The organism is Roseburia sp. OM03-7AC (assembly GCF_003462625.1).
Classification (GTDB): domain Bacteria; phylum Bacillota; class Clostridia; order Lachnospirales; family Lachnospiraceae; genus Roseburia_C; species Roseburia_C amylophila.
The window spans coordinates 829,952-845,236 of the sequence record NZ_QTZJ01000001.1; the positions used below are offsets into that span (position 1 = coordinate 829,952).

16 protein-coding genes are annotated in these 15,285 nt (G+C 41.4%); 3 read left to right on the forward strand and 13 right to left on the reverse strand.

Annotated features, from left to right (window positions below; translation table 11 throughout):
- Positions 1 to 18: 18 nt before the first annotated feature.
- The gene (locus DXB39_RS04095; RefSeq protein ID WP_117840889.1) at positions 19 to 348 is read left to right on the forward strand and encodes a winged helix-turn-helix transcriptional regulator; all 330 of its coding nucleotides are present in this window, start codon (positions 19 to 21) and stop codon (positions 346 to 348) included.
- Between the two features lie 146 nt (positions 349 to 494).
- Here the strand turns inward: DXB39_RS04095 and DXB39_RS04100 are convergent, their stop codons facing one another.
- The 10 genes from DXB39_RS04100 to DXB39_RS04145 all read right to left on the reverse strand — a co-directional run bounded on the left by DXB39_RS04100 (position 495) and on the right by DXB39_RS04145 (position 9,368).
- Positions 495 to 3,122, reverse strand: coding sequence for a hybrid sensor histidine kinase/response regulator (locus DXB39_RS04100; protein WP_117840888.1), 2,628 nt, complete (start codon positions 3,120 to 3,122; stop codon positions 495 to 497).
- A 78-nt stretch (positions 3,123 to 3,200) separates the two neighbouring features.
- Positions 3,201 to 4,136 carry a cysteine synthase A gene (gene cysK, locus DXB39_RS04105; protein ID WP_256385699.1) on the reverse strand — a complete coding sequence of 312 codons (936 nt, stop codon included), beginning with the start codon at positions 4,134 to 4,136 and terminating at the stop codon, positions 3,201 to 3,203.
- A gap of 16 nt (positions 4,137 to 4,152) precedes the next feature.
- Complete coding sequence (locus DXB39_RS04110) at positions 4,153 to 5,055, reverse strand: NAD(P)/FAD-dependent oxidoreductase (RefSeq protein WP_022243145.1); 903 nt, start codon at positions 5,053 to 5,055, stop codon at positions 4,153 to 4,155.
- Positions 5,049 to 5,459 (reverse strand): M67 family metallopeptidase, encoded by a 411-nt coding sequence (locus tag DXB39_RS04115; RefSeq protein WP_117840886.1) that lies wholly within the window; start codon positions 5,457 to 5,459, stop codon positions 5,049 to 5,051. The genes DXB39_RS04110 and DXB39_RS04115 overlap by 7 nt, the downstream gene beginning before the upstream one ends.
- Positions 5,460 to 5,519: 60 nt before the next feature.
- Positions 5,520 to 6,326 (reverse strand): HesA/MoeB/ThiF family protein, encoded by an 807-nt coding sequence (locus DXB39_RS04120; RefSeq protein ID WP_117699072.1) that lies wholly within the window; start codon positions 6,324 to 6,326, stop codon positions 5,520 to 5,522.
- Positions 6,310 to 6,531, reverse strand: coding sequence for a sulfur carrier protein ThiS (gene thiS / locus DXB39_RS04125; protein ID WP_022243148.1), 222 nt, complete (start codon positions 6,529 to 6,531; stop codon positions 6,310 to 6,312). The genes DXB39_RS04120 and thiS overlap by 17 nt, the downstream gene beginning before the upstream one ends.
- 29 nt (positions 6,532 to 6,560) lie before the next feature.
- Complete coding sequence (trxA, locus tag DXB39_RS04130; protein ID WP_022243149.1) at positions 6,561 to 6,884, reverse strand: thioredoxin; 324 nt, start codon at positions 6,882 to 6,884, stop codon at positions 6,561 to 6,563.
- Positions 6,885 to 6,905: 21 nt separating this feature from the next.
- Entirely contained in the window at positions 6,906 to 7,157 is a 252-nt protein-coding gene (locus DXB39_RS04135; RefSeq protein WP_022243150.1) for a sulfurtransferase TusA family protein, read from the reverse strand.
- 77 nt (positions 7,158 to 7,234) lie between these two features.
- Complete coding sequence (locus DXB39_RS04140) at positions 7,235 to 8,101, reverse strand: 4Fe-4S binding protein (protein ID WP_117840885.1); 867 nt, start codon at positions 8,099 to 8,101, stop codon at positions 7,235 to 7,237.
- A 16-nt stretch (positions 8,102 to 8,117) separates the two neighbouring features.
- Positions 8,118 to 9,368, reverse strand: coding sequence for an O-acetylhomoserine aminocarboxypropyltransferase/cysteine synthase family protein (locus tag DXB39_RS04145; protein ID WP_117840884.1), 1,251 nt, complete (start codon positions 9,366 to 9,368; stop codon positions 8,118 to 8,120).
- A 289-nt stretch (positions 9,369 to 9,657) separates the two neighbouring features.
- On the opposite strand from DXB39_RS04145, the gene DXB39_RS04150 reads away from it, so the two are divergent.
- Together DXB39_RS04150 and DXB39_RS04155 are read left to right on the forward strand one after the other, a co-directional pair.
- Entirely contained in the window at positions 9,658 to 10,662 is a 1,005-nt protein-coding gene (locus DXB39_RS04150) for a FecCD family ABC transporter permease (protein ID WP_199535112.1), read from the forward strand.
- Entirely contained in the window at positions 10,655 to 11,413 is a 759-nt protein-coding gene (locus DXB39_RS04155; RefSeq protein WP_117840883.1) for an ABC transporter ATP-binding protein, read from the forward strand. The genes DXB39_RS04150 and DXB39_RS04155 overlap by 8 nt, the downstream gene beginning before the upstream one ends.
- A 5-nt stretch (positions 11,414 to 11,418) precedes the next feature.
- Here DXB39_RS04155 and larE read toward each other — a convergent pair whose 3' ends face one another.
- From larE to DXB39_RS04175, 3 genes are all read right to left on the reverse strand, one after another.
- Positions 11,419 to 12,252, reverse strand: coding sequence for an ATP-dependent sacrificial sulfur transferase LarE (gene larE, locus DXB39_RS04160; protein WP_117840882.1), 834 nt, complete (start codon positions 12,250 to 12,252; stop codon positions 11,419 to 11,421).
- Positions 12,253 to 12,263: 11 nt separating this feature from the next.
- Positions 12,264 to 13,208, reverse strand: coding sequence for an Rpn family recombination-promoting nuclease/putative transposase (locus DXB39_RS04165; protein WP_117699068.1), 945 nt, complete (start codon positions 13,206 to 13,208; stop codon positions 12,264 to 12,266).
- A 379-nt stretch (positions 13,209 to 13,587) separates the two neighbouring features.
- A complete protein-coding gene (locus DXB39_RS04175) occupies positions 13,588 to 15,285 on the reverse strand; it encodes a sulfate adenylyltransferase subunit 1 (protein ID WP_117840880.1) in 1,698 nt (565 codons plus the stop codon).

Genomic DNA, 15,285 nt, shown 5'->3' on the forward strand with positions numbered 1-15,285 from the left:
CAAATGGAGGGAATACAGATGTTGACAAAAGACGAATTACCTGAATGTCCGGTTGCTACCACGGTCCAGTTAATCGGCAGCAAATGGAAACTATTAATTATAAGAAATCTTTTAGAAAGACCCTGGAGATTTAATGAATTGAAAAAGAATTTGGAAGGAATCAGCCAAAAGGTTTTAACAGACAGCTTACGTGCCATGGAAGAGGATGGAATTATTACAAGAACTGTTTACCCGGAAGTTCCGCCTCGTGTAGAATATGCACTCAGTGACCTCGGCGAATCCATGCGTCCGATTCTTACTGCCATGCAGGAATGGGGAGACAATTATAAAGCGACCTTTCTTTCCTGAGCTTTTTTAAATTATTCTTTTCTATAAACTATGTAAACAAAGGCTTTAAAAACTCAACTTATAAGAAAAAGCACGCCGTTAAAATACATTTTCATGGTCAGCCACTTTGTATTTCCATCGACGTGCTTTTCTTAATAACACTCTTTTTATAATACTCTTTGAACAGCATCTACTACCTGCTGCCACTCTTCCATGGCTTCCGGATAAAAATGCTCTATCTTTTCGAGGTTTTTTTCCTTTCCGGCACACTCCAGCTGGTAAAAGAAATCCCCAAGCTTTCTGGCTCCGATGCCCCAGGCCTCACCCTTTAGTCCATGGGACTGGGTTACGAATGTTTTCCATAATTCGTTCATCATTTCTGTATCTGTTGTAGCTTCTGAATCTATGATAGTTGCAGCTTCTTTCATTGTTACTACATGATTTATCTTAAGAGATTGGAACGCTTTCTCTAAATGATGCTGCTTCTTCTCTTTTTCTTTTGCAAAGATACCTAACAATTCTTTATAGAACTGTTCATCTCCATCCGCATAGGATAAGCCTTCTTCTGCTGCAATTCCATGCTTCTCAAGATAATGTAATAAGCCTCTTAGCTTTGTTATCTCTGTATCATCCATGTTTCCCTGGAAAACCATATTTTCTTCCGGCAGATAATCCCTAAGATATTTCTGCAGCATAATCTCCAGTGTGCCCGGTTTTACCGGCTTGGTAATATACTCTGCAAATCCTTCGCTTTTGTACAGTTCTTTTGCACCAGCTGTTGCATTAGCGGTAAATGCCACTGCCTGAGTATAATGATTTCGTCCTTTCTCATCTGCACGGATGAGGTGCAGCGTCTCTATACCATCCGGCTTCGGCATCATATGGTCTAAAAGAAGTAAATCATATGTTTTCTCTTCACATTTTTGAATGGCAGTATTTCCATCCATCACGGTTTCCATTTTAACCTTTGTCTTATGTAAAAGATGTTCTAATACCATCAGATTCTGCTCATTATCATCTACCGCAAGAATGGTAAAGCTGCTGTAATCCGCATTCATACTTTTCGCACTCTGTTTTGTAAAATGATGTTTTTCCGATACTTCTACCCACGGAATCCGAACCGTAAAGGTACTTCCCTTTGTCACTTCACTACTCAGGCTGAGACTTCCACCCATAGCCTCTGCCAGTTGTCTTGCAATATCCAGTCCGAGCCCGATTCCGTCTTTCCTGCTGTTTCTGGCATTATTGCCCCGTTCAAAGCTTTCAAAGATTTTATCCTGATCTTCTTTTCCTATTCCAATTCCACTGTCAGTTACAGTTATCTTTAAAAAGGTATCTCCATTTTCCGCCGCCTTTTCTACACCCAGCTCCACAAAGCCTTCATCTGTGTATTTCACCGCATTTTCCAGAAGATTTATGATAATCTGACGGATATGTGCCTTGTCTCCATAGAAATGTTTTCCCGGTTTTAATAATGGTTCCTCCATCCGCTGCCGGAAGTTTAAAGATTTCTTCTCTGCCTGTGGTCTCATCTGGGCTGCTGCGTCATTGATAACCTCTTCTAAAGCAAATGCATCCTTCTTTATCTGAAGCGTACCACTCTCTAACCGTGAAGCATCTAACACTTCTTCTATCAGTGCAATCATACTGTCACCGGCAGATGCAATTTCTCTGGTATATCTACGGATTTTCTCTTCTGATGTTTCTTCGGAAATCACTTCATTCATACCAAGTATCGTATGCATCGGAGTCCGCAGCTCATGGCTCACTTTCATTAAAAATCTGGTCTTCGCTTCATCCGCACTACGGAGTCTCTGCATCATTTCCAAGTTTTCTGTCTGGTCGATAAACCAGAGCATGCAGCCATCTTTTTCACCATTTTCCACTATATCTTCCATACGAAGTTCATAGATGCGGTCATTTTTATGCAACAGCCTTTCCCGGTTTGTCAGTGCCTGCAGGATTTCTTTTTGCCTGCTTGCGGCACTTCCTACCTTTATTTCCGGGAAAAGTTCCTTCATACGCTGATTGACGGAAATAATTTTATTTTCTGCATCCAGGATAATCAAGCCTTCTTTTCCATGATTAAATGCATTATCCACCGCAGCCTGCAGAGAGCCAAAATATCCATAACGAATCATTGCCATCATCATGCAGAACATCATAATTGTCATGGCAATGACTACCGGATTATAACTGCCAAATACACCCAGACCCTTTAAGATTAATTCCAGTGCAAAAGTTCCCACACCTGCTATCATATAAATAATCCGCTTTTTATGAATCGGTGAACTCTCCCCGTAACGCATGATACACAAAATAAATACCGCAAGTATTACCGTTCCCAGATGTATATAATGCAGTTTCCAGATGATTCCGGGTATAACTTCAATCCGGTGATATATGCCATCTTTCAATATCCGCATTGTTTTATAAAAATATGGATGATATTCTGCCGTAAATACTCCTGTCAAAACAATTGTATTAATTACTGCCTGAATAAAATAAATAAACTTTGGAATTTTTAATCTGCCAAATTCCGATGCAAACCAGAGAAATGCCATTAAAAATCCTGCCTGTCCAACATACTGGATGCACAGCCCGGCAAGTGCCTCACCAACGGTATCCGAATGCACCAGTTCCAGATGAACTCCCACCACAAACAGCATGGTAAAAATATCATAAATAATAAATGCAAGCTGTGCTTTGGAGAGCTTTTTACGAAGGCAGACTGCCAACATAAAAAGCATCAGGATAAGCGCTATAATATTTACCAACACAAGAAAATAGAACATACTTCTTTTCCTTTCGTAAAAGTCTTTTTGACTCTTTTACCATATTATAGCGGAATGCCTGATGCTTTTCCACTGATTTTATTTTGCAAACAAAGGAGTAGATAAATAACGGTCTCCGGAATCCGGAAGCAATACCACAATGTTCTTTCCTTTATTTTCTTTTCTTTTTGCCAGCTCAACAGCTGCCTTTAATGCAGCTCCTGCACTGATTCCCACAAGAATTCCCTCGCTGCGGGCAAATGCCCTTCCTTCTTCAAAGGCATCATCATTTTTGATTGGAATAATCTCGTCATAAACAGAAGTATCCAGTGTGTCCGGAATAAATCCGGCACCGATTCCCTGAATTTTATGTGGTCCGACTTTTCCCTGGGAAAGTACCGGGCTGGTTGCAGGTTCTACTGCAACAATGTGTACGGACTTCTTCTGTTTTTTCAGATATTTTCCAACTCCGGTTATGGTTCCACCAGTTCCGACTCCTGCCACAAAAATATCAACGCTGCCTTCTGTCTGTTCCCAGATCTCCGGTCCTGTGGTTTCTTCATGGGCTTTTGGATTTGCCGGATTTTCAAACTGTCCTAAAATAATTGAACCCGGAATCTCTTTATGAAGTTCTTCTGCTTTTTCGATTGCACCCTTCATTCCCTTATACCCTGAGGTCAGCACAATATGCGCTCCATACGCCTGCAGAAGATTCCGACGTTCTACCGTCATGGTTTCCGGCAATGTTAAAATTGCATGATACCCTTTTGCAGCCGCCACAGAAGCAAGTCCGATTCCCGTATTACCGGAAGTTGGCTCGATAATCGTAGCTCCCGGCTTTAATCTGCCCTTTCTCTCTGCATCTTCAATCATGGCAAGTGCCACTCGGTCTTTTACCGAACCTGCCGGATTAAAATATTCCAGCTTGGCAATGATTGCCGCATCCTCTACACCTGCCTCTTTCATATAATTATGAAGATAGAGCATCGGCGTCTTTCCAATCAGTTCCGAAGCACTGTCCACTATTCCTTTCACACACGTTTCCTTCTTTCTATTCCATTCCTTTGATATATCCGGTTGCAGACTGAATTGCCACTGCACCATCTGCAACTGCTGTGACTACCTGACGCAGGCTTTTCGTCCGCACATCTCCTGCCACGAACAGTCCCGCAAGACTGCTGCTGCAGTCTTCTCCTGCAATCACATAGCCTTTCTCATCGAGAACGTCAAGGTTCTTTAATAATTCCGTATTTGGAATCATTCCAACCGCTTCAAAAACACCATCTACAGCTATTGTCCCACCGTTATCTAAAATAATACCATCTACTTTATCTTCCCCGGTGATTTCCTGTACTCTCGTATTGGTAAGTATCGTTACATTGGAAAGCTCTTCTAATTTCTTTTTTGTCTTCTCTGCTCCACGGAATTCTGCTCTCCGGTGAATGAGATATACCTGTTCGCAGATATCGGATAAATACAATGCATCATCCAATGCGGTATCTCCACCACCGATGACTGCAGCTTTCTTTCCCTTATAAAAGGCACCGTCACAGACTGCACAAAAAGAAACTCCTTTTGCCAGCAGCTTTTCTTCTCCCGGCACCCCTAATCTGCGGTTCTGACAGCCTGCTGCATAGACTACGGTTTTCGCCTCTATGTTCTTTCCATCTTCACAGGAAATGACAAAGCTTTGCTCTTTTTTTGTAATGGCTGTAACCTCTGCCTCTTCAATGGTTACTCCAAGTCCTTCGGCATGCTCTAAGAATGCCTCTCCTAAAGAATAACCGTCTTTGCCCGGCAGTCCCGGGTAATTATCTACCCGGCTGCTGTATGCAATCTGTCCGGTTCCAAGATATTCTTTTTCCAGTACAACCGCATCGAGGTTTGCCCGCTTAGCATAGATTGCCGCACTTAAACCTGCCGGCCCGCTTCCAATGATAACTACATCTAACATATTACCAGATCTTCCTTCGTTGATTCGTCGCCTTCAATATGAAATGAATTGAGTACCGGCTGTTCCGGTTCCATCAGAGAAAGAATCATATAGCTTGCTTTACTGTCATATGCAAGACGCTTATCTTCTTCGGATGGTCTCGAAGGAGATTCCGGATGGGAGTGCCAGTTGCCTAAAGGCATGAGACCATTGGCACGCATATCCTTCACGGCTGCTAACTGCTCTTTCGGATCCAGTGTAAAATGCTCATTGGAATGGTCGATATTGGTCAACAGATATACCTTTTCTACCACCTTATCCTCTCCGTCTCTGGTTCCTGCAATCAGTCCGCAAGCCTCTTCTGGTACACAGCTTTTGGCATGTGCCAGTATTTTTTCATAATCTGCTTTTTTTAATGAAATCATGCTATCCTCTTTCTATGTTTCATGGGTTATGTATCTGATAACATTTATTTACTGATACATTTATTTATCTGTACATTCTGCCTGTTCATAATCAATCAGCTCTGTTATGGTCGGATGTTCTCCACAAACGGCACATCCCTTGCCATTCCAAGGAAGCTTAATCTTGTGGAATTCCTGCTTAATTGCATCATAGGTCAATAACTGACCGGTCAGCAGATCTCCTACTCCAAGGATGTATTTGATTGCTTCCATTGCCTGAAGGCTTCCGATGACACCACCCATTGCGCCGATAACACCAGCCTGCTTACAGGTCGGTACGGCATCCTTTGGTGGTGGATTCTTAAATACACAGCGGTAACATGGTCCCTCTCCCGGAACATAGGTCATTAACTGACCTTTGAAACGGATGATTCCTGCATGGGAAAATGGTTTCTTTGCCATAACACAGGCATCGTTAATTAAGAATTTTGCCGGGAAGTTATCGGTTCCGTCAATGATAAAATCATAATCTGCAATGATGTCCATGATATTTTCACTGGTAATGAATTCACGATATGTACGGACTTCTACATCCGGGTTCATTGCATTAATAGTCTCTTTTGCAGACTGCACTTTTGCTTTGCCTACATCTGCTGTCTGATGAATAATCTGTCTCTGAAGGTTACTTAAATCTACTTCATCTGCATCTGCAATTCCGATGGTACCTACACCTGCTGCTCCAAGATACATTGCTGCCGGTGCTCCAAGTCCACCTGCTCCGATGATTAAAACTTTTGCATTTAAAAGTTTTTTCTGACCCTTAGCGCCAACTTCTTTTAAAATGATATGTCTGGAATAACGTTCAATCTGCTCATCCGTTAATGCCATAGCTTCCACCTCCCATGAAGTAAAGGAATTCTACATTATCACCATCCTTAAGAACGGTTGTTGCCTTTGCTTCTGTTTCTATAAATTCATCGTTAATGGATACAGTTACATATTCCGGTGTCTCTACATTTTCCTGCTCAATTAATTCCGGAAGTGTTAATCCGTCTTTTACTTCTTTCTTTTCGCCTGCTACTGTAATCTGCATAATTTCCTTCCTCTCACTTTTCTTTATTTTTATTTGTCAAGGGACTGGGTAATCCACTCCTCAAGTACCGCTTTTTTCTCTGCACCACTCTTACGGGCAATTTCTTCGCCATCCTTGAAGAGTACAATGGTTGGTACAGACATTACACTGTATTTTTCTGCCAGTTCTGAATCAAAGTTGGTATTTACTTTATAGACATTTAATTTTTCTGTCTGTTCGTCTGCGATAGCGCCAATGACCGGTGACATTTTCTTGCACGGAACACAACTGTCTGAGTAAAAATCAATCAGCACCGGGAGGCTGCTCTTCAATACTTTTTCTTCAAAAGTGTCTTTTGTTACGCGTTCTGCCATTTCTTTCTCCCTTCCAGATGTTTAGTCCTCAACCTTCTTTACAATGAGGTTATAGGTTCCATCTTCGTTATTAACCAGTTTTAAAATCTGATGTCCTTCTTCTTTAATACTGCGTGGTACGTTCTGTACCGGCTCGCCATCATTCATACGGATTGCAATGACTTCGCCATCCTCTAACTCATCAATTGCAACCTTTGCCTTTACAAAAGTAAGCGGGCACACTTTATCGGTAATATCTACTGTATCATCAATTCTGATTCCTTCGATTTCCATCTTATATCTCCTCGTATAATAATTTTTATTTTGAATTTTCATTCCGATTTTTTCTTTTTCTGCTGCTTCCGGCAACTTTATTTTTCTTCAAATGCATTGCGGATTACTTTGCGGAATTCATCTTCTCCCACACGCTGTAAAAGTAAACGGAAACGTTCACCCGGATTTGCATGCTCTTCAAAGAATCCAATGGCTGCATCAGTCACACGGAATAATGTCTCTTCATCGGTAATCAGCGGAAGTAACTGTTCTCCTTTATAAATATGATTTCCAAATAATCCACCAAAGGATACGATATATCCGCTCTTTCCTTCCCATGCATCTGTCGGGCAGGATTTTACACAACGGCCACAGTTGGTACATTTATCATAATCAATGGTAACTTCTGTTCCGGTACATTTGATAGCATCTTCACGGCATGCCTTTTCGCAGACACCACAATTGATACATTTATCTGCTACCCAGCTTACTTCCATACCACCTTTTACACCGATATCATTTTCTTCTGCCTTAAGACAGTTGTTCTGACATCCGGTAACACCAAATTTGAATTTGTGCGGAAGCTCTCTTCCGAAGTAATGCTCATCTAATTTCTTTGCCAGGCTGTAGGTATCGATACATCCGCTCGGGCAGATTTCAGAACCCTGACATGCGGTAACGGTACGGACTCTCGGTCCACATACACCAGGTTTTACACCACCGTCTGCTAACTTTGCACGAACCTCTTCTATATCTTCAAAGTTAATAAATGGAATCTCAATGCCCTGTCTGGAAGTCATATGAACATAGCCTTTTCCATATTTTTCTGCCACATCTGCTACTGCTTTAATATTTTCTGCTGTCAGGTTTCCTCCAACTACCTGAATTCTTAAAGAAAAGAATCCTTTCTGTTTCTGGCGCATAAATCCGCCTTTTTTCAATGCCGCATAATCAATTTTTACCATTGTCTGCTTCCTCCATTTACTCTTTGCTTTTCTCTGGTTTGCTCTGATCCATTGCCTGTCTGAAGTCTTCGATTAAATCTTCGACATCTTCAATTCCAACACTGATGCGGATCAAGTCATCAAATACTCCGGCGTCTCTTTTTTCTTCCGGGGTACTGTGTACATTTAATGTAGATTCCGGATGAATCACTAATGTTTTCGTATCTCCGATATTGGAAATAATCAGCGGAAGCTTTAATGCATTGATTATTTCAAATGCCCGTTTCTTGCTTCCGGTCCGTATGGTTAAGATTCCACCAAAACGGTCCTTAAACTGTTTCTTTGCGATTTCATGCCATGGACTGCTCTCCAATCCCGGATAATTGACTGTTACATCCGGATATTCTCTTACAAAAAACCTTGCCAGTTCTGCTGCATTGTCACAGATACGCTCCATCCGGATTCCCAGTGTCTCTAACCCGATGCAGTTATAAAATGCATTCTGCGGAGACAGACAGGCTCCTGTGTTGCGGAACAGTCCATTCCGAAGCTTGGCAGTATAGGCAAATGGTCCAAACTTCTTAAAGTCTGCCATGCCCGGATATTTTTCCACATCCCACTTAAATCTGCCGCTGTCCGTAATAATTCCGCTGATGGAATTGCTGTGACCATTGATGTATTTAGAGGAAGAATTCATTACAATATCCGCTCCTAGGGAAAGCGGCTTCACTAAGAATGCAGTAGCAACCGTATTATCTATAATGAGCGGTACCTGATGCTCATGTGCCAGATTTGCAAGTGCCGTAATATCTGTCACATCAAGTCTTGGATTACCAATGGTCTCTGCAAAGTAAAGACGGGTATGTTCATTGGTCTTTGCTTCAAATGCAGCCAGGTCATTGTTTTCCACATAATGTGTTGTGATACCAAATGCCTCTAAGTCACGGAATAAATCAATGCTGCCGCCATAGAGACTGGCACTGGATACGATTTCATCGCCGGAACGAAGGATATTACAAAATGCATTGTAGAGTGCTGCCATTCCTGATGCACAGGCAACGCTTGCTACGCCACCCTCTAACGCCGTTACTCTTTTTTCAAATGCATCTACCGTAGGATTACTGATTCTCGTATAGGAATATCCCGGTGCCTGATTATGAAAAATCTTTTCTAACTTCTCTGCCGACTCATGTGCAAATGCACTGGATTGATAAATCGGAGTTGTTGTTGCACCTGTATTCGGTTCTCCCTGAAAATCTCCATGTAATAATGCGGTATTAAACTTCATCTTACGCTCCAATTCCTGCACGTCTTATTGTGCACTAAATACTTTGAACTGCCTTAGGAAATCTAATTACGATTATTCCTATTGGTTTTGTATGAATTATATTTTACTATATTTTTCTAATTTGTCAATACTAATTTATCAGAGCATTGTTATTTCTCTCCGAATATGTTATTTTATTCACGCAAGCGACCGCCGCAGGCGCGAGAATGTGCCAAGGCTCATTCTTTGTTCCAACAATACTTTTCAGGAAACACAATACATATTTCTGGAATAACGGAAAGGATTTCCTATGTACACGAGAAAAAAAATTATTTTATCTTTTGCCGGAATGTTTTTCCTGCTGCTTCTTATGATGTCAGCAAGTCTTTTTTTCGGCAGCGTTTTATTAAATCCGAAAGAGATTTTATCCTGTCTGATTCAAAATGACCGGACTTCTGTCACAGGTCTGTTACTTTTTCATATCAGAATTCCACGGATGTTTGGTGCCATTGCTGCCGGCATGGGTTTATCCTGCGCCGGAGTTATCTTACAGACTGTTATGAATAATTCCCTTGCCAGTCCGAATACCATCGGTGTCAATTCCGGAGCCGGATTTGCCGTTATGATTGGGCTTGCCATCTTCCAGGGCCGTGCAACCCATAATGCCATCTTTGCATTTGCAGGTGCCTTTCTGACAACACTTCTTATTTTTGCACTGGCGTATATGGCAGACAGCAAACGTACTACTATTATTCTTGCCGGAATTACCGTTTCTTCTTTTTTAAGTGCCGGAATCAATACGGTAAAATTATTAAGTGATGATATCACTTTAAACCTCACTACCTTTATGATTGGTTCTCTTTCTGATGTCACCACAAAAACGCTTTTTGCTCCCGGCATTGCTATTGTCATTGCGGTTATCATCTCCTGCTTTTTCGGAAGCCACATGAATGTTCTGAGTCTTGGAGAAGATGTTGCCCGCTCCCTTGGCATTCCGGTATCGCTGCTCCGTTTTCTGCTGTTGATGCTTTCTAGTATACTGGCAGGCTGTGTGGTAAGCTATGCAGGACTTTTAAGCTTCGTCGGGCTGATTGTTCCTCATATTGCAAGACGGCTCTTCGGCAATGATCTGCGGCTTTTAGTTCCCCTTTGTGCTCTCTTAGGTGCAAGTTTCGTCCTCTTCTGTGACACCCTTGGACGTGTTATTGCCGCACCATATGAACTTCCTGCCGGCATTATTCTTTCTTTTGTTGGCGGACCGTTTTTCTTATATCTTTTATTAGGAAAGAAAGGAGGCCGCAGAGTCCATGCTTAAATTTAATTCCGTTTCCATTGGCTACCACAAGGTGCCTCTGATTAAAAATCTGTCCGTTGAAATTCCTACCGGCAGCATCACAACCATCGTAGGACCAAATGGCTGTGGCAAAACAACGCTGATTTCCGTATTAAATAAATCCAGCCAGCTTTTTAACGGCTCTATCACATTAGATGGCGAAGATATTTATCATATGAATGGACACCTTCGTGCCAGGAAAATTGCACTCCTTCCACAGATTCGCGAAGTAATTCCTGCTCTTCCGGTTCATACCTTAGTGGAGCATGGACGTTTCCCTTATCTTGGTTTTTCGAGACGCCTCACCGAAGAAGACCGCGGACTGGTGGAAGATGCCATGGAATTTACCCATATTACGGATTACCGCAACGTTGCAACTGACACTCTTTCCGGCGGAATAAGACAGCGTGTCTTCTTTGCCATGACTTTAGCCCAGAACTGCGATACGATTATTTTGGATGAACCGACTACCTTCTTAGACTTGGAAAGCCAGAATAATTTCTACCGGATGCTTCCAATCTTAAAGGCACAGGGAAAAACAATTCTTCTGGTGCTGCACGACCTTGCCAAAGCACTTACTATTTCAGACAAACTTATCGTCATGGAATCCGGTGCCATCTGCTTTCAGGGCACTCCGGATGAATGCGTACAAAAAAACGTCTTAAATAAAGTATTTCATACTTCACTTAAGACGTTCTCTGATGCAGAAGGAACTTACTACTTCTTTGAGTAAGTTCCTTACTTTTCCAATGTTTCATTCATACTTCCCATTCGGTAACCGCAAAGATCTAAGGTTACATAGGTAAATCCATATTCCCGGAAAGCTTTTATAATTCTTTCCCTGTTTTCCACTTCCATCAGTTTTGAAAACTCTTCCGGTTCAATCTCTATCCTTGACATCATTCCATGAATTCTTACCCTCACCTGATGAAATCCCATATCCAGCAATAACTGTTCTGCTTTATCTACCATTGCAAGTTTCTCTTCGGATATGGTCTCTCCATAGACAAACCGGGATGACAGACAGGCAAAGGACTGCTTTTCCCAGTTTGGAAGATTCAATGCCTTCGAAAGAACACGGATATCCTGCTTGGTAAAACCACAGTCTCTGAGCGGACTTTTTATGCCTAATTCCGCTACTGCTTTTAATCCCGGACGATAATCTCCGTTATCATCAAGGTTAGAGCCTTCCGCCACATAGACAATTTTCTGCTCTTCTGCAATCTTTAATATCTTTTCAAATAATTCATGCTTGCAAAGATAACAGCGGTTCTTAGGATTCTGTGCAAATCCTTCGATTTCAAGTTCTTCCGATTCTGTAATAAAATGTCTTATATTTTCTTTCCGGCAAAATGCTTCTGCTTCTCCTAACTCTCTCTTTGGAAATGAACAGGAGGACGCAGTTACTGCTATTGCCCGCTCTCCCAATACATCATGCGCCACTTTCAAAAGATAGGTGGAATCCACACCACTTGAGAATGCAACTGCCACGCTGCCTAATTTTTCAAAATATTGTTTTAACGCTTCCTGCTTTTTTAACTGTTCCGGAGTTGGTGCTGCTATTTTATCCATTTCTTATGCCTCTACTTCACTTCTTCTCTGAGTTCTTTTACCGTAGCAAGCTCCAGTCCGACCTTTTCTGCAATTACTTCATCTGTCAGAAGGTCTAAAAGGTTTCTTGCAACACTGATTTTTTCTCTGGCAATTCCACGGGCTTCACCAATTTTAATTCCTTTTGCTTCGCCAATCTTAATGCCCTGCGCTTCACCAATCTTGATGCCCTGCGCTTCACCAATCTCTATTCCCTTGTTGGTCATCTCTTCTGCAAACGTACACATTGTAATCACCTCTCCTGCCTTCACACGTTCTGCTACTGTTTTCTCTATTTTGACATAGGTTTTATCATTTGTAAACACCCGAAGTAGATTCAAAACCGCTTCTACATGGCAGATTGCCTCCGGATGTTCCTTGGGATTATATCTTCCAAGACGTTTTTCTGCAAAAAAATCTGCTACAATTTTAAAATCGCTCTTAAACTCTTTTCGGACTTTCTCCGGCAAAAATGCAATATTAAAAACAAATATTTTATAATCATTTACATACGGTCTTAGTTCCGGAGAAACATCTAAAATGTCAAATAGCGCATTCGGACTTTTCCATTCTGTATCACTGAAATTTAAAACAATCGTAATTGCCGGATATTTTCGTTCTTCCCCACGGTCAATCTGCGCCCGATACACAGCATAATCATACCCCATAATCCGGATGGGCATATTTTTGTCTATCCGACTTTCATTTTCAATCCCAAAAGATGCCACTTTGTATAACCCATTCTTATATAATTTCACAGTATCCCGAAACTGATTCCGAAGATTGTTTTCTTCCACCTTATAGATGCTTTCTGTTGGTCCCTCTTCCAATCCTTCTTCCAAAAGAATCTCCTTTCGAAAAAGTAATACATTATATATGTCAGCAAAAACATCCGAAAATGATTCCAGATATTTTTCTGCCAAATCCTTATCTGCCAAGTATTTTCCCCCTGTTAAATAAATATTTTGGATAAAAAGATTCTGAAAATATGAATATAAGATTATCACGAATACAGGCAGTTCAACACGCCTGCATAATAGATGAATATCGAATATTATTATGAACTGATTTTACTTAAGTATAATAGCAAAAATATTCCGAAGAGCACAAGTACTCTGCGGAATATTTTAATCCAATTTAATAGAATTTATATAATCTTTACAAAGATAAAACATTTTTTCTGTTTTTGTAACTATTTTCTTCTCATTTTTGTCATTTTCCATGTAAACGTTTGCGCACATGTACTTTAACTGCATCACTTTAGATGTAGTACTCCAGACGATTGGTATTTTCCACCGAAGTACAGCTTTCTTATTTTTATAACCAGATTTCATCCTTGAAAATAATCTTACGATATGTTTCAAAATGCAGCCACTTATTGAAGAAGTCACTGGATGGTTTTTCACCTGCTGCAGCCAGATCGTCTAAGAATGCCTGTGCATCCTGTGCAGATGTAATGGCAACGGCAAAGCCTCTTCCGTTGATAACCGGAACATTGCTGTACTGGTATTCTGCCAGCGGTGCAATCTTTTCTACCTTGCGTCCACGAACCTGTACAAAGATTCTTTCTCTTAAGATGACAATATCGAAGTCATCCGGATACTGATAGCTCTCTCCGCTTACCGGAATTTCATCTCCAATGGTATAGGTCTTCTGAACCGGACGTACCTTGGCAATCGTCATACTCTCAAGGTTATAATAGAACTCTTCGAAAATGTCTCCATTTCCCTTAAGGCTTCCATATACGAAAGCTGCTTTTAAATCCTTGCTCTCATCTACGGCAGCATCTTCTACTACACCGCAGGCAGAAGTCATATTGGAAATACGGTCAATCAGAATCAGCTCTCCTAAAGTCTTATGCTTTTTGAATTCATCGATGACAACCGGCTCCTGCAAATCAAGGTCACAGACTGCAATCTCATTTTTCTTAAGCTGTCCTGCCGGAATAAATTCACCGGTATTTACATCAATCTTATACTGAATGTTCTTTAAGATACCAGGAATCTGCTTGGTTCCAAGTTTTACCAGATAATCGGTTCCCGGTGTCAGCTCCTCATCATCCATCCAGAGAATGGTTGCTGTAAAGGATTTGCTGATTGGCAGGTTATTGCCGGATGCAATGACACAGCCTCTGGATACGTCTACTTCTTTATCAAGCTGCAGTGTAACCGGCTGTCCCATAAAGGCACTCTGGCTGTCTTTATCTCCTACTAAAATGCTCTTGATATGCGCACGCTCATTGCTTGGCAGGGTAACGATTTCGTCTCCGACTTTTACTTCACCGGATTCAATCTGTCCCTGGAATCCACGGAAAGTATGGTCCGGACGGCACACTCTCTGTACCGGCATATAGAAGCCCTCTTCCTGCTTCTTCTCTGTTACATCTACTTTTTCAAGGTATGGAAGCAATGCCTCTCCCTTGTACCAGCTAATTTTATCGGATTTGGTTGTTACATTATCACCTTCTGTTGCAGAAACCGGAATAATGTAAATGCTCTCTAACTTCAGTTCGTCTGCTAATTCTTTAATCTGTGCTTCGATTTCTTTGAAACGCTCTTCGCTGTAGTCTACCAGATCCATTTTGTTTACTGCAAATACAAAGAACTTGATTCCCATTAATGCACAGATTCTGGCATGTCTTCTGGTCTGTACCAGTACCCCTTGTTTTGCATCAATTAAGATAACTGCAAGGTCTGCAAAGGATGCACCAACCGCCATGTTTCTGGTGTACTCTTCATGACCCGGTGTATCTGCTACGATAAAGCTTCTGTTGTCTGTTGTAAAATAACGGTATGCTACGTCAATGGTAATACCCTGCTCACGCTCTGCCATCAGTCCGTCCAACAGAAGTGAATAGTCAATTGCTCCGCCACGGCTTCCTACTTTTGAATCTAATTCCAATGCTTTTTCCTGGTCTGTATACAAAAGCTTTGCATCATAAAGAATGTGTCCAATCAAAGTGGACTTTCCGTCATCCACACTACCGCATGTAATAAATTTTAATAATCCACTCAT

Bases quoted from the DNA above. Each gene is read 5' to 3' on its own strand.
- DXB39_RS04135 (WP_022243150.1), bottom strand. From the start codon at position 7,157: ATGGAAATCGAAGGAATCAGAATTGATGATACAGTAGATATTACCGAT.
- thiS (WP_022243148.1), bottom strand. From the start codon at position 6,531: ATGCAGATTACAGTAGCAGGCGAAAAGAAAGAAGTAAAAGACGGATTA.
- DXB39_RS04095 (WP_117840889.1), top strand. From the start codon at position 19: ATGTTGACAAAAGACGAATTACCTGAATGTCCGGTTGCTACCACGGTC.
- DXB39_RS04110 (WP_022243145.1), bottom strand. From the start codon at position 5,055: ATGTTAGATGTAGTTATCATTGGAAGCGGGCCGGCAGGTTTAAGTGCG.
- larE (WP_117840882.1), bottom strand. From the start codon at position 12,252: ATGGATAAAATAGCAGCACCAACTCCGGAACAGTTAAAAAAGCAGGAA.
- trxA (WP_022243149.1), bottom strand. From the start codon at position 6,884: ATGGCAGAACGCGTAACAAAAGACACTTTTGAAGAAAAAGTATTGAAG.
- DXB39_RS04120 (WP_117699072.1), bottom strand. From the start codon at position 6,326: ATGGCATTAACGGATGAGCAGATTGAACGTTATTCCAGACATATCATT.
- DXB39_RS04100 (WP_117840888.1), bottom strand. From the start codon at position 3,122: ATGTTCTATTTTCTTGTGTTGGTAAATATTATAGCGCTTATCCTGATG.
- DXB39_RS04150 (WP_199535112.1), top strand. From the start codon at position 9,658: ATGTACACGAGAAAAAAAATTATTTTATCTTTTGCCGGAATGTTTTTC.
- DXB39_RS04145 (WP_117840884.1), bottom strand. From the start codon at position 9,368: ATGAAGTTTAATACCGCATTATTACATGGAGATTTTCAGGGAGAACCG.
- DXB39_RS04175 (WP_117840880.1), bottom strand. From the start codon at position 15,285: ATGAGTGGATTATTAAAATTTATTACATGCGGTAGTGTGGATGACGGA.
- DXB39_RS04115 (WP_117840886.1), bottom strand. From the start codon at position 5,459: ATGATTTCATTAAAAAAAGCAGATTATGAAAAAATACTGGCACATGCC.
- DXB39_RS04140 (WP_117840885.1), bottom strand. From the start codon at position 8,101: ATGGTAAAAATTGATTATGCGGCATTGAAAAAAGGCGGATTTATGCGC.
- DXB39_RS04155 (WP_117840883.1), top strand. From the start codon at position 10,655: ATGCTTAAATTTAATTCCGTTTCCATTGGCTACCACAAGGTGCCTCTG.